At 59.3% G+C, this 14,064-nt stretch carries 12 protein-coding genes; 11 read left to right on the forward strand and 1 reads right to left on the reverse strand.

All coding sequences use genetic code 11. The features are described from left to right. The first annotated feature begins 92 nt into the window (after window positions 1–92). From ET33_RS06595 to ET33_RS06645, 11 genes are all read left to right on the forward strand, one after another. Window positions 93–1,037, forward strand: a complete 945-nt coding sequence (locus tag ET33_RS06595) for a carbohydrate ABC transporter permease (RefSeq protein ID WP_235206652.1) — start codon at window positions 93–95, stop codon at window positions 1,035–1,037. A 12-nt stretch (window positions 1,038–1,049) separates the two neighbouring features. After that, complete coding sequence (locus ET33_RS06600) at window positions 1,050–1,883, forward strand: carbohydrate ABC transporter permease (RefSeq protein ID WP_036678184.1); 834 nt, start codon at window positions 1,050–1,052, stop codon at window positions 1,881–1,883. Between the two features lie 17 nt (window positions 1,884–1,900). Next, a complete protein-coding gene (locus ET33_RS06605) occupies window positions 1,901–3,013 on the forward strand; it encodes an ABC transporter ATP-binding protein (RefSeq protein ID WP_036678187.1) in 1,113 nt (370 codons plus the stop codon). 204 nt (window positions 3,014–3,217) lie between these two features. Next, window positions 3,218–3,994, forward strand: a complete 777-nt coding sequence (locus tag ET33_RS06610; RefSeq protein WP_152570597.1) for a DUF2189 domain-containing protein — start codon at window positions 3,218–3,220, stop codon at window positions 3,992–3,994. Then, window positions 3,942–5,117 carry an exo-beta-N-acetylmuramidase NamZ family protein gene (locus ET33_RS06615; protein ID WP_036678190.1) on the forward strand — a complete coding sequence of 392 codons (1,176 nt, stop codon included), beginning with the start codon at window positions 3,942–3,944 and terminating at the stop codon, window positions 5,115–5,117. Before ET33_RS06610 ends, ET33_RS06615 begins: the two co-directional genes overlap by 53 nt. After that, window positions 5,114–6,733: a beta-N-acetylhexosaminidase gene (gene nagZ / locus ET33_RS06620; protein ID WP_036678193.1), complete on the forward strand. Its 1,620-nt coding sequence runs from the start codon at window positions 5,114–5,116 to the stop codon at window positions 6,731–6,733. Before ET33_RS06615 ends, nagZ begins: the two co-directional genes overlap by 4 nt. Beyond that, the gene (locus tag ET33_RS06625; RefSeq protein ID WP_036678197.1) at window positions 6,727–7,917 is read left to right on the forward strand and encodes an anhydro-N-acetylmuramic acid kinase; all 1,191 of its coding nucleotides are present in this window, start codon (window positions 6,727–6,729) and stop codon (window positions 7,915–7,917) included. The genes nagZ and ET33_RS06625 overlap by 7 nt, the downstream gene beginning before the upstream one ends. 161 nt (window positions 7,918–8,078) lie before the next feature. Further along, complete coding sequence (locus tag ET33_RS06630; RefSeq protein WP_036678201.1) at window positions 8,079–9,179, forward strand: PAS domain-containing sensor histidine kinase; 1,101 nt, start codon at window positions 8,079–8,081, stop codon at window positions 9,177–9,179. Then, window positions 9,103–9,747 carry a response regulator gene (locus tag ET33_RS06635; protein ID WP_036678203.1) on the forward strand — a complete coding sequence of 215 codons (645 nt, stop codon included), beginning with the start codon at window positions 9,103–9,105 and terminating at the stop codon, window positions 9,745–9,747. The genes ET33_RS06630 and ET33_RS06635 overlap by 77 nt, the downstream gene beginning before the upstream one ends. A gap of 133 nt (window positions 9,748–9,880) precedes the next feature. After that, the gene (locus tag ET33_RS06640) at window positions 9,881–11,080 is read left to right on the forward strand and encodes an NAD(P)/FAD-dependent oxidoreductase (RefSeq protein WP_036678206.1); all 1,200 of its coding nucleotides are present in this window, start codon (window positions 9,881–9,883) and stop codon (window positions 11,078–11,080) included. Between the two features lie 43 nt (window positions 11,081–11,123). Then, window positions 11,124–12,569 carry an MBL fold metallo-hydrolase gene (locus tag ET33_RS06645; protein WP_036678209.1) on the forward strand — a complete coding sequence of 482 codons (1,446 nt, stop codon included), beginning with the start codon at window positions 11,124–11,126 and terminating at the stop codon, window positions 12,567–12,569. Window positions 12,570–12,637: 68 nt separating this feature from the next. Here ET33_RS06645 and ET33_RS06650 read toward each other — a convergent pair whose 3' ends face one another. Next, window positions 12,638–14,026: a hypothetical protein gene (locus tag ET33_RS06650; RefSeq protein ID WP_036678212.1), complete on the reverse strand. Its 1,389-nt coding sequence runs from the start codon at window positions 14,024–14,026 to the stop codon at window positions 12,638–12,640. Between the last annotated feature and the right edge of the window lie 38 nt (window positions 14,027–14,064).

The raw sequence follows: 14,064 nt of genomic DNA on the forward strand, positions 1-14,064 counted from the left end.
CAACAAGCCGCGCGAAAAGGTGCCCTGTATGGAGTCATATAGGGCCTTTTTTTTCGGACTCGCCGGCATAGGCATGATGAAGGAGGATCGCCATGGACAATTTACACAACGGGCCGGGTGTGCCGGGCCCAGCCATCCGGCAAAGGAAGGCGAACACTTCCGTCAAGCAGTTCATTCGGGATTACGGCTGGTCGTACTTGTTTATCCTCGTTCCGGTGCTGCTCTTTCTGGTGTTCACCCTGTATCCGGTTATCTCGGCGTTTCTGATGAGCTTTCAGAAGTACACCGTCATGAAAACGGACTGGATCGGCCTGGATAACTACAAGTTTATGTTTCAGGACGAAGTGTTCTGGAAGTCGATGAAAAATACCGTCATTTTCACCATCGGCACCGTGCCGGTCAACATTATTTTGACGTTCGTGCTCGCTTTTCTCATCTTTCAGATGCGCCAATCGTGGCAGACGTTTTTTAAAGCGGCCTTGTACTTGCCGGGCGTTGTCTCAGGCGTGACAATCTCGCTCGTCTGGCTGGCGATCTTCGATCCGACCCCTTGGGGACCGATGAACACGGTGCTCGGCTGGTTTGGCATCGATCCCGTCATCTGGCTCGGCAAATCCAACAGTGCGTTGTTCTCGCTGATGCTGATGACGTATCTCGGCTCGCACGGGGGCGGCATCATCCTGTACCTTGCGGCGATGGGCGGCGTTCCGAAATCGCTGTACGAAGCGGCGGACATCGACCATGCGAGCGGCTGGACGAAGTTTACGAAAATTACGTGGCCGCTGCTTAAGCCGACGACGCTGTACTTGCTGGTGACGGGGGTCATCACCTCGTTTCAGGTGTTCATCAGCGTATATCTGATGACACAGGGCGGCCCGAACTTCGCAACGACGACGATCGCTTATCTCATTTACCAGACGGCGTTCGTATTTTACGATTTCGGCCTGGCCTCCGCGCAATCGTTCGTACTCGCTATCGTCATTATTCTCATCTCGATCATTCAATTCAAATATTTCTCATCGGACATCGAATATTAAGGGGTGAACGCGTTGAGCAACCAATCGAAAGTAATCTTCATCGGCGTTGCAGCGATCATTCTTGCTTTCTGGGCGGTCATCACGGTCATCCCTTTGTACTGGATGATTATCGGCTCGTTCCAAGATTCGCTGGCCTCGGCCGTCTTCAGGCCGCAGATGATTCCGGACATTTGGTCCGTCGCGCCGTACGAGCGCTTTTTCGCGAAAAACAACGCCGTCCAATGGCTGTTGAACTCGCTGTTCGTCTCTTCCGTGCTGACCGTCACGAACCTGCTTTTCGCTTCCATGGCGGGCTATGCGTTCGCGAAGCTCAAATTTCCCGGGAGCAATTCGATCTTCTGGGTGCTGCTCGGCACGATGATGATTCCGGCGCAGGTTACACTGATCCCGCTGTACGTGCTGGTGATCAACGTCTTCGACCTGGCGGATACGTATACGGCGATGATCGTGCCAACGTTGGTCAGCGTCGGGAATATTTTTCTCATGAAGCAGTATATGTCCACGTTACCGACATCGCTTATTCATGCCGCACGCATCGATGCCTGCAGCGAATTCGGCATTTTTTATAAAATCATCCTGCCGATGGCCAAGCCCGGCCTCGCCGTTCTGGCGATCTTTACGTTCGTGGCGAACTGGAACGATTTTTTCTGGCCGTTCCTCGTGACGCGCTCGAGTGAGATGCGGACGATCCAGGTCGGTCTCGCAAGCTTCAAATTTGCCGAGTCCACCGACTACGGCGCGATTATGGCGGGAGCGACCATCGGGGCTCTGCCGATGATCATCCTGTTCTTCTCGCTGCAAAAATATTTCCTGCAAGGGATCACCATAGGAGCCGTGAAAGGCTAGAAGGAGGAAGCGAAGCGATGGCACGCGTGGCGTTTCAAAATATACGCAAAGAGTATGTGGACGACAAAAAAGGGACCTTCACCGCGGTCGAAAACTCCAATTTTGTGATCGAAGACCGGGAATTCGTCGTGTTCGTCGGTCCCTCGGGCTGCGGCAAAACGACCTCCCTGCGCATGATCGCGGGGCTGGAGCGGCAGTCAAGCGGCGATATTTACATCGGAGACCGTCTCGTCAATCAGATGCACCCGAAGGACCGCGATATTGCAATGGTGTTTCAGGATTATGCCTTGTACCCGCACATGACCATTGAAGAGAACTTGTCCTTCGGCCTCAAAAACCTGAAGCGCCCGAAGGAGGAAATCCAGCGCAAGGTAAAGGAGGCGTCGGCGATTCTGGGGCTGACCAACATGCTGGACCGCAAGCCGCGGGAGCTCAGCGGCGGGCAGCGCCAGCGGGTGGCGGTCGGACGCGCGATCGTGCGCGATCCGCAGGTGTTCCTGTTCGACGAGCCGCTCTCGAACCTCGACGCGAAGCTGCGCATTCAGATGCGGGTGGAGCTGGCGGAGCTGCACAAGCGGCTCGGCGCGACCATCGTCTACGTAACCCACGATCAGGTCGAAGCGATGACGCTCGGTGAACGGATCGTCGTCATGAACCAGGGGCGCATCCAGCAGATTGCGTCGCCGACGGAGCTGTATAACCGGCCGAGCAATATGTTTGTCGCCGGATTTATCGGGTCGCCGGCCATGAACTTTATGGACGCGCGCATCGAGCGGGGACACGTGCATGTGGAAGGGGCCTCCTTCGCCTTGACGGACGCCGCGGTTCGGGGACTGAAGGCGTACGAGGGCAAAAGCATCATTCTGGGCGTGCGCCCGGAGCATATATACGGTGAGGAGTTCGCGCCGCCGGCCGCATCGGCGTACCGGCTGAATGCCGTCGTGCAGGTCGTGGAAAATCTGGGAGCGGAGAACCTCGTCTACTTCCGAGTTGGCCAGCGGATGGTGACGGCCCGCGTCCATCCGGAGACGATGGCGCAGGTGGGGCAGTCAAAGCTGTTCGCCTTCGACGGCGGCAAGCTGAATTTCTTCGATCCGGCTACGGAAGAGCGCATCGCGCTGGAGGCATAGGCATAAAAGAAGCAGTCCGGTGAATATGAGCGGAGCAGCCGAAAGCGCTCTGTAGAAACGAAGTGTTCGCCTTTGTTTCCGGATTTCAACCTTTTAAGGGGTAGTATGATAATGAAATCCGGGAACAAGAGCGATCGGAAGAGCGTTTCGGATGCGCAGCGCCTGCTATTCACCGGACTTTTCCACAAAAAGGAGGTATGTCCGATGCGGAAGCTTAGTGAAATCATGGTGCGGGCGGGATTGCAAACGTACCGCGAAATCATTCATGTCGCCTTATTCAGCATCGTCAGCTCGCTCGTCTTGTTTCCGGTGCTGCTCTTCCTGCCTGTGCCGCTGGCCCTGATACTGCTGGTGCTGCTGTACGTGCCTTTGGCGGCGGGCACGCTCTACGCGTGTCACCGCATCCTGCAGGGGGAGAAGGGGAGCGTTCGGACCATGCTCAAGGGAACGCTGGCCCATTACGGCTCTTCCCTCGTCTTCGGGCTCGTCTGCGCCTTGTTCGTGCTGATCCTTGTCTCCTCTTGGTGGTACTACGGCAGCCGGAGCGGAATGATGTCTTTGGCGCTGGCTGTGTTTCAGACCTACTTCGTGGCGCTCTTTTTCATATCGCAGACGTATACGCTGTCTCTGGTCGTTCAGGAACGGCTCGGCATCTTCAGCGCCATGGGCCGCAGCGTTAAACTGTTCGTCGCCCGTCCGATGTATACGATCGGCGCTTGCTTCCAGATGTTGTGCTTCGCCGTTCTGCTGGGCGTGACGGTCGTCGGCTTTGCCTGCTTGTATATGGGCATGATCGGATTTTTTGCGAATCTGGTGACGGCGAACGTGCTGCGGAAGGATGAGGAGGCATCCCCGTCCGGTCGCGGGGCGGACGAAATCGACCGCCGTATCCGGCGACTTTCATCTTGCAGGCAGGGAGAGCTGAGCGATGGAGAGGATGGTACAGACCGGAGCAGACCGTCTTTCGCTGCTGGAATCTGAGCTTCGCGGACAGCGCTTCGGGCTGCTGACGAACCCGACGGGCATCAACCGGCGGTTCGAATCCGTGATCGACGGGTGCGCCGGGTTCAAGTCGGCGGTTTTGACGGCGCTGTTCGCCTGCGAGCACGGCATTCGCGGCGAGCGGCAGGCGGGGATACGCTTCGGCGACGAGAAGGACGACAAGACGGGGATCCCCGTCTTTAGTTTATATGGGGACCACAAGCGGCCCACGGAAGAGATGATGGACGGTGTGGATGCCGTCGTTTTCGACATTCAGGACTTGGGCGTACGCTTTTACACCTATTTAAGTACGCTGGTTTACATGATGGAAGCGTGCGCGGCCTACGGAAAACGGCTGATCGTGCTCGACCGGCCGAATCCGCTAGGCGGGATCGTCAGCGAGGGCGGAATGCTGGAGGCGGGCTACGAATCGATGGTCGGCGTGTGGGCGGTGCCGTTCCGCACGGGGCTGACCATCGGCGAGTTTGCAGAGTACGTGAACAGCCACATGCCTGTGCGGTGCAGTTTGCAGGTCGTGCCGCTGCTCGGCTGGAAACGGGACATGGAATATCTCGCGACGGGACTGCCATGGATCATGCCTTCGCCCAATATACCGACGATGGACACGGTGCGGGTATATGCGGGAAACTGCCTGTTCGAAGGCACGAATGTGTCCGAAGGACGGGGGACGACGCGGCCGTTCGAGCTGTTTGGCGCGCCCTGGATGGACGGACGCGCGGTCGGCGAAGCGGTGAACCGCTTGGGGCTGCCGGGCGTGCACGCGCAGCCGGTTCATTTTACGCCGACGTTCTCGAAGTATCAGGGCGAGCTGTGCAGCGGCGTGCAGCTGTTCGTGACCGATCCGACGGCATACCGCTCCGTGGCGACGGCGCTGCATCTGCTGCATACGGTTGCGGCGCTTTACCCGGCACAGTTTCAATGGACACCGCCGTTTAAGGAAGGGCAGAAGCCTTTTATCGACTATTTGTCTGGCAGCGATCTGGTCCGGACTTCGATTCATACGGAGACGGGGCTGAACCGGATTTTATCGTTATGGGACGCGCAAGCGAAGGCATGGAACGACGCGAGGCGGCCTTATTTGTTGTACGGAGGGGAAGCATGATGGAGCTTGCAGGCATGACGTTGGAGGAAAAGGTCGGACAGCTTATCCAGGCAGGCTTCCACAGTTTGGAGCCGGACGGGCATATTTTGGACCTGATCGAACGGCGGCGGATCGGCGGCGTGATATTGTTCGCGCGCAATGTGCAGGACCCGGCGCAGGTGGCGGCTTTGACCGGGAAGCTGCAGGAGGCGGCGCAGCGGGCGGGGACGGCTCCGCTGTGGGTTTCCATCGATCAGGAAGGCGGCATGGTGGCGCGTATAACGGAAGGCGTCGCGCTGATGCCGGGAGCGATGGCGATTGCCGCCGGGGGCTCGGTGGAGGCGGCTTACGAAGCGGCTCAGGTTGCGGGCCGAGAGCTGCGGGCGCTTGGCGTCAACATGAATTTTGCGCCGGACCTGGATATCAACAACAATCCGGCCAATCCGGTGATCGGGGTGCGGTCCTTTGGCGAAGCCCCGGAGGCCGTGGCGGAGTACGGAGCGGCTTCGATCCGCGGCTTTCAGGTCGCGGGCGTGTCGGCGACGGCGAAGCATTTTCCGGGCCATGGCGACACTGCGACGGATTCCCATCTCGATCTGCCGACGATCCTGCATTCGCGCGAGCGCATCGAAACGGTCGAGCTGGTGCCGTTCCGGCGCGCCGTTGCCGAAGGCGTCGATGCGGTCATGTCGTCGCACATCGTGTTTCCGGCGTTCGAGCCGGAGCGGCTGCCCGCGACCTTATCCCGCCGCGTGCTGACGGGACTGTTGCGGGAGGAGCTTGGCTTCGACGGCGTCATCGTGACGGATTGCATGGAGATGCAGGCGATTGCCGCCCATTACGGCACGGTGCAGGCGGCAGTCATGGCCGTGGAGGCGGGCGCGGACATCGTCTTGATCAGCCACAGCCGCGAGTTGCAGGAAGGCGCCCTCGACGCCCTGCTGGAGGCGGTTCGCTCCGGGCGGATCAGCGAGGAGCGGATCGACGCGTCGGTCCGCAGGCTGCTTGCGCTGAAGCGGAAGCGGCTGGCCGCCGGGACGGAGCCGCATGATGCGGCGCTCCGCCTCGTCGGCTGCGAGGCGCACCGGCAGACGGCCCAGCGGATCAGCGAGGCCAGCGTGACGCTGGTCAAGGACGAGGAGCGGCTGCTGCCCCTGCGGCGCGTTCCGACGCTGGTGATCCATACGTCGGCTGTCGCGACCTCGATTGCTGACGAAGCCGTCGATATGCCGCATACGTTCGGAAAAGCGCTGGCCGCGCAAGGGCTGGACGTTATCGAACGGATCGTTCCCGTGTCTCCAGACGACGAGGCGCTGCAAGCGCTGCTGGCGCAGGCCGAGCCGTTCGGGCAGGTCGTCGTGGGCACATACAACGCGTCCTTTTATCCCGGGCAGGTCCGATTGATCGAAGCGCTGCAATCGCTGGGCAAGCGTCCGGTAGTGGTCGCGCTGCGCAATCCGTACGATTTGCGCGAATTCCCGGACGTATCGACCTATGCGGCTGTGTACGAATCGAGGCCGCATGCGCTGGAGAGCGCGGCCAAGGGACTGACCGGCGCGATTCCGATGCAGGGCAGGCTGCCGGTTACGATCAGCGAAGCTTATCCGGCGGGATGGGGGGCGGACAGGTCATGCTAGCGTCCTATTTCCGCAAACCGCAGCGACTGGTCGTCGGCCTGATGTCCGGCACGTCGCTCGACGGTGTCGATGCCGCGATCGTCCGCATCGAGGGGCAGGGGCTCGATACGAAGGTCGAGCTCGTTCATTACACCGCGGTTCCTTACGACGATACGCTCCGCGAGAAGCTGAAGGAGCTGTGCAGCCTGGACCGGTCGAACGTGGCGATGGTGTGCGGCATGAACTTTTATCTCGGCCGCATCTTCGCGGAGGCGGTATGGCTAGCTGCTGCAGAAGCGGGACTGCCGATGGACGAGATCGACCTCGTCAGCTCGCACGGCCAGACGGTGTGGCATATTCCCGAAGCCGATCCGAGCGAGTGGCACCAGGTCCGTTCGACGTTGCAAATCGGCGATCTGTCGGTGATCGCCAAACATACCGGAAAGCCGGTCGTCGGCGACTACCGGACCGCCGATATGGCGGTCGGCGGGCAAGGCGCGCCGCTCGTGCCGTACGCCGATTTCATCCTGTTCCGGGATGCGGACAAGGGCCGCATTACGCAAAATATCGGCGGCATCGGCAACTGCACCGCCATCCCGGCGGGCGGTCTGCCGGAGGACGTCATCGCTTTCGATACGGGGCCGGGCAACATGCTGATCGACGAAGCTGTGTATCAGCTGTCCGGCGGGGCGAAGAGCTATGACGATGGAGGCGCTTGGGCGGCACGAGGGCGGGCGGACGACTCGCTCGTAGACCGGATGCTGAGCCATCCGTATTTCACGCTGAAGCCCGTGAAGACGACGGGCCGCGAAATGTTCGGCAAGCCGTACGCGGCAGAGTGGATCGGCGAAGCTCGGCGGTTGGGGCTCGCGGACGCGGACATCGTCGCCACGTTCACGGCCTTCACCGCGCGTTCCATTGCCGCAGGCTACCGCGACTTCGTCTTCCCCGCCTGCCGAGCGGACGAAGTGATCGTGTCCGGCGGCGGGGCGCACAATCGCACGCTGCTGCGCATGCTGGCCGAGCTGCTGCCGGAGCAGCGGGTGCTTACGTCGGATGCGTTCGGCATCTCCGGCGATGCCAAGGAAGCGATCGCGTTCGCCTTGTTTGCGAACAATTTCCTGCACGGGATTCCGAACCAACTGCCGTCCGCGACCGGCGCTTCGCGACCGGCCGTCATGGGCAAGCTCGCTTTGCCAGAATGACCTGACCCCAAAATTTACCGCTTGTCTTTATGCAGCAAGTCTTTCTCAAGAGAACGTCTCTGGGAAAGGCTTGCTGCTTTTTTTTTGCCGCCAATTTGACGCATCGCACATAAAAAAGGAAAATAAATAATATTATTTCCATATTTTGCGAGGTTGCTCTGATGGATCAAAACGATTATTTAAAGCAAATTTACACGCATTTGCAGGACGGGATCATTGTGATGGATCAAGAGCGAAGGATTGTGATGATGAATCCGTCGGCCGAACGAATTACCGGCTGGAGCGAAGGCGGGCACGTGCCGTACTGCTCCTATTGTCAAACCAGAGCGCTTGAGCCGGGGGAAGAACGCTGTTATCTGTTGGCCAAACGGGAGGTCCCGTACTTTCTGTCCTCGATGCCGACGTATGAAGGCGGTCTGGTGGAAATGGAAATGAGCACGGCCGTCATTTATGAGAATGCGGCGCAGAAGCGGCAGGAAGTGCTGCTGGTTCTGAAGGACTTGACCGCCAAACGGAAGGAGGAAGAAGCGAGAATTTCCAAAATGGTGCTGCAAAAGACGCTGGAAGCCCAGGAAAACGAGCGCAAACGGCTCGCTCAGGAGCTGCACGACGGCGTCGGGCAATCGTTGTATTCCGTGTCGGTGGGCCTACAGGCGATCCGCTCTCGAACGAAGCACCAGGAGGAGGCATGGGGGAGCTATATGCAGGAGATCGTGGACGAATTGGAAAAGGTCATCCGGGACGTCAAGCTCTATTCGCTCCAGCTTCGTCCCCACAGTCTGGACCGGCTCGGCCTCATTCCGACGGTGAACCATCTCGTCTTCACCTTGAACAAAGCGCATCCCGACCGGCAGCTGACGTTCAGCCGCAGCCAAGTTGGCCCCCGGCTGAAGCCGGCTCTGGAAATCCATCTATACCGGATCATTCAAGAGGCGCTGCACAATGCTTTGAAGTATTCGCAAGCCGCACTCATGGAAGTGATTTTGTACCGCGAAGGGGCCGATCTCGTCTTAACCGTACAGGATAACGGCCTCGGATTTATCCGCGATCGGGTGGAGGAAGGACTCGGACTGAAGCATATGGAAGAGCGGGCCGGCCAAATGGAAGGGCGGCTGCACATCCGGTCCCTCCCCGGGGAAGGGACCGCCATCCAAGTGAGAGTACCGTATAAGGAGGCGGAGGAGCATGATACGCGTACTGTTGGTCGACGACCACACGATGGTCCGCAAGGGACTTCGCATGCTGCTGGAAGGCTACCCTGAGCTGGAAATCGTCGGCGAAAGCCAAGACGGCTATGAAGCCGTCGACATGATGGGCCGGCTGCAGCCGGATGTCGTCGTAATGGATTTGTCGATGCCCAGCGGGCTGGACGGCTTCGCCGCTTGCCGGGAAATCCGCAGGCGGCATCCTTCCGTCAAGACGGTCATTCTGACCATGCATGACGAAGAGATTTTCGTCCGGCAGTCCGTTCAGGTGGAGGCCGACGGTTACATTTTGAAGAACAGTCACGGCGAACTGCTGCATCAGGCGATTGTCGAAGTCGTTCAGGGCAAACGCTTTTATAAAACCTCCGTTTCGGACGATATCATCAGGCAGTGGATCAATGCCGATGAGGAGCGGCAGCCGTCTCCTCTTACGACCCGCCAGAAGCAGATCGTCCGCCTGACCGTTCTGGGCTACGCCAACAAAGAAATCGCCGAGCAATTGTCCATCAGCGTCAAAACGGTGGAAAACCACAAAACGAACATCATGCAAAAGCTGGAGCTGGATACGAAGCACGAATTAATCCAATATGCGATCAAAAACAACTATTTGGAGTTGGCGCTTTGAACGGCGTCCGTAGGGGAGTTCCCCTATGGCGCAAGGAGCGGCCCGGCAGTACACTGGCGTTGACGGAAATCGCACCGCAAGAACAGCATTCGGCATTCGGGGGCAACCCTAACACGTAAGCGGGAGGATGATTATGACAGCTCCAGAGCATTATTCCGTTGTGATCGCAGGGGGCGGTACCGCCGGTATTTCCGTGGCGGCGCGCTTAGCCCGGGCTTCCCGGGCGCTCCGGGGACGAATCGCGCTGATCGATCCGGCGGCGAAGCATTATTACCAGCCTTTGTGGACTTTGGTCGGTGCAGGCGCGGCGAAAAAGGAAGAAACGGAGCGGGATATGGCCTCGCTAATTCCGGACGGCGTCGACTGGATTCAAGAGGCGGTCGTGTCGTTTGCCCCGGAGGACAACCGGCTGCTGACGCAGCCGGGAAGGGCTATCAGCTACGATTGCCTCGTGGTGGCGGTAGGTCTGGAAATCGACTGGGGGCGGATCAAAGGCTTGAAGGAAGCGTTGGGCCTTGACGGCGTATGCAGCAACTATGCATATGAGACGGTAGATAGCACGTGGGACGCGATCCGGAATTTTCAAGGCGGGACCGCGATCTTCACGCATCCGAATACGCCGGTCAAGTGCGGCGGCGCGCCGCAAAAAATCATGTATTTGGCGGACGACTATTTCCGCAAATCGGGGGTGCGCGACCGGTCGAACGTGATATTCGCCTCGGCCAAGGACGTTATCTTCGACGTTCCCAAATACGCGCGTACGCTGGACCAAGTCATCCGGCGGAAAAAGATCGAGACGAAGTACCGGACCCATCTGATCGAGCTGCGTCCGGGGGCCAAGCAAGCGGTGTTCGAGCATTTGGGGACGAAGGAGCAGGAAGTCCTCTCCTACGACATGATTCACGTTACGCCGCCGATGCAAGCGCCGGCGTTTATCCGCGAAAGCCCACTCGCCGACAAGGGAGGCTGGGTCGACGTCGATCCTTCCACTTTGCAGCATAAGGCGTATCCGAATGTGTTCGGCCTGGGGGATTGCTCGAATTTGCCGACGTCCAAAACCGGCGCCGCCATCCGCAAGCAGGCTCCGGTCGTCGAGCGGAACGTGCTGGCGTTCCTGCAAGGCGAGCCGCTGGCCGCGAGCTACGACGGCTACACGTCCTGCCCGCTGGTCACCGGGTACAACCGGCTGGTGCTGGCCGAGTTCGATTATAGCCTGACGCCGCAGGAAACGTTCCCGTTCGATCAATCGAAGGAGCGGCTCAGCATGTACTTGTTGAAAAAAAATCTGCTGCCCGTCATGTACTGGAACGGCATGCTAAAAGGACGGATGTAGCGAGGCAAATCCCAATAAGCAAATTTTCAAAGGGGGAAGAAATATGCTGCTGCGGTATTTTTACGATGAAAAACTGGCTCACGCCTCTTATCTGGTCGGCTGCCAACGGACGGGCGAAGCGATCGTGATCGACCCCGGCCGCCATCCGGCGCCTTACTTGCGAACCGCCGAAGCGGAAGGGCTGCGCATTGTGGCCGCTACGGAAACTCATATTCACGCCGACTTCGTCTCGGGGGCCCGTGAGCTCGGCGTTGCGCATGGAGCAAAGCTTTATCTGTCGGACGAGGGCGGCGACGACTGGCGTTACCGATACGCGGAAGAGACGGATTGCCGGCTTGTAAAGCACGGGGACCGGTTTACGGTCGGCAACCTGTCGTTCGAGGTTCTGCATACGCCGGGCCATACCCCGGAGAGTATCTCGCTGCTGCTGACGGATCTCGGCGGGGGCGCCGACGAACCGATGGGCATTTTCACGGGGGATTTCGTCTTTGTGGGCGATGTCGGCAGGCCGGACCTGCTGGAAAAAGCGGCCGGACTTCGTGGCACGTCCGAGGCCGGAGCCCGGGCGATGTTCCGCTCTCTCCAGCAATTCAAGCGGCTGCCCGATTACCTGCAGGTATGGCCGGCTCACGGGGCAGGCAGCGCGTGCGGCAAGTCGCTCGGCGCGGTGCCGTCCTCGACCGTCGGCTACGAGAAGCGGTTTAACCCGGCGCTGTCCTATACGGACGAAGAGGCGTTCGTTCAGGCGCTGCTGGACGGACAGCCCGAACCGCCGCGCTATTTTGCCGTGATGAAGCAGGTGAACCGGAAGGGGCCGGAGCTGCTGATCCGCCTCGCGGCGGTGGCGGAATTGGGATCGCTGGAAGCGTTAACCGCCTTGCGTGAGGCGGGCGCAGCGGTGATCGACACCCGTCCTGCCCAGGAGTTCGCGAAAGGACACCTGGAAGGGACGATCAATATACCCTATAACAAATCGTTCCCGAACTGGGCCGGCTGGCTAGTCGATTACGAGCGCCCGCTGGCGGTATTGGCGAAGCCGGACCAGTGGCCGGACATCTTGACCGCGCTTCGATCCATCGGCATCGACAACGTGGCTGGCTATATGGATGCAGGCAAGCTTCGTGCGGACGGTTCCTCGCACCTGGAGTCGTATGCCGAAGCGACCCCGTCCGAGATGGCCGGGAAGGTGGAAGCGGGGGACGTGCATCTGGTGGATGTGCGAAGCTTAAGCGAATGGCAGGAGGGACGCATTCCCGGTGCGCAGCATCTCATGCTGGGCACTTTGCCCGGCCGCCTGAGCGAAATTCCGCGGGATAAGCCGGTCTTGCTGCAATGCCGTTCAGGCGCGCGTTCGGCCATCGCCGCAAGCGTGCTGCAGGCCGGCGGGATCAAAGATGTGATCAACTTGAGCGGCGGGTATATCCGCTGGCGGGAAGAGGGGCTGCCGCACGAAGACGGCTCGAAGCCACAGGCGACCGGGAACAGGTAAAGCGTAGGGGCATGGCGGGGCTGCGAAGCCCTTCATGCCCCTTCCTCTAAAGCGCGATTAACACTGATTTATTTATAGCCGCCGAGCAAATAGTTGTAGAACGGCTCGTCGACCCAGAAGCGATAAGACTCCACTTTGGCGTCGGGACGGATCTTTTGCAGGCCGGATGCGATCTCTGCGGTTTTGTCCGACAAGGAGAACGTCTGCGCATAATAGTGGCCTTCGGTCAGCTTATTGTTCGAGATTTCCTTGTACGCGTCAATCGGGGTGAGCGAATAGTAGAGCGGCTGCCACCAAGAGCTGGCGATCAGGCCTTTGGCGTCTTCGCTGTTCTTTTTGGCGTATTGGGAAATTACGTCCTGAAACTTCGCTTTTTGCTCCGCCGTGTCGAATTCGAAGGCAATGTCATATTCCTTCGCATAGGCGATGTAGTTGTCGTTCTCGATCTGCACGACCTTGTAGCTGTCCGTTTGCTTCGGCTCGCCCCACTCCTTCAAGTAGACGAAGGCCGACGTTTTCGGCTCCAGCTGCACTTTGGCGTTCAAGCCCTCGCTGCGCAGCAGTCCGATCAGCTGCACGGCGTGCGTAATATCGTCGTGCCCGTAGGTGAGCGACAGCTTCGGATCGAAGTTCGCGCTGTAGCGGGAGTCCTTCAGATTGTAGCCGGTGATCAAGTTCTGCTTCAGCGCTTCGTCGACGACGGCTTGCAGCTCTTTCACTTGAATCAAATCCTGCGTTTGATACGCTTGGTACAGCTTGGCGAAAATATCCGCGTCGGCCATGGAGCCGATCGTGTGCTTGTAAGCGCCTTTGAACGACAGGACGCTGCCGAGCAGGTCGGCGGCAAAATCGCCGGATGCCGCGTCGCCGAGTCCGAACGAGCTGTGCCATGCGGCAGGGAGTAGGCCCGTATCCACGGCCGCCGCCAGCTCCTGTGCCGCTTGCTGCGACAGCTTCGGATTGCCCGGGTAGTTGATGCCGAGCTTGCGCAGCGCCGGTTTGATTTTCGCTTCGGGGTATGTATAGGCGAGCTCCTTCAAATCGGCGGCTTTCAACGCAATATAGACCGCCGCATCTTCCGTGAGGGGAGCCGCCGCCTGCAGCGTTCCGCCGGACAAAACGCCTTTCTCGGCCAAAGCCTGAGCAGCTGCATACGCAGGGTCTTCGGGCTTCAGATCGTTAAACCGGTTCTCCCCGGCAGAGGTGCCTCCGAGCTTCAGTGCCTTCGCCACGTCCTGGATAAATTCACCCTTCGTAGGCGCAGTCGGCAGCTCGATCTTGTACTGGCTCTGCAAAAAGGCTTTATAGGCATTCGCGGAAGACGATGCCGCAGGAGCGGTGGCCGCTTCCGCACGAACCGCGGTACCGCCGTACAGTCCGGAGTAGAGCAGAGCCGCCGATAAGCTGAGGGCTGCGAGCGGGAATAACCTTTTCTTTTTGTTAACGGAACGATGCATGGCGAAAAGCCTCCTCTATGTTGTTAATTCCAATAGAA

The organism is Paenibacillus tyrphae, from assembly GCF_000722545.1.
In the GTDB taxonomy this organism is placed as follows: Bacteria; Bacillota; Bacilli; order Paenibacillales; family NBRC-103111; genus Paenibacillus_G; species Paenibacillus_G tyrfis.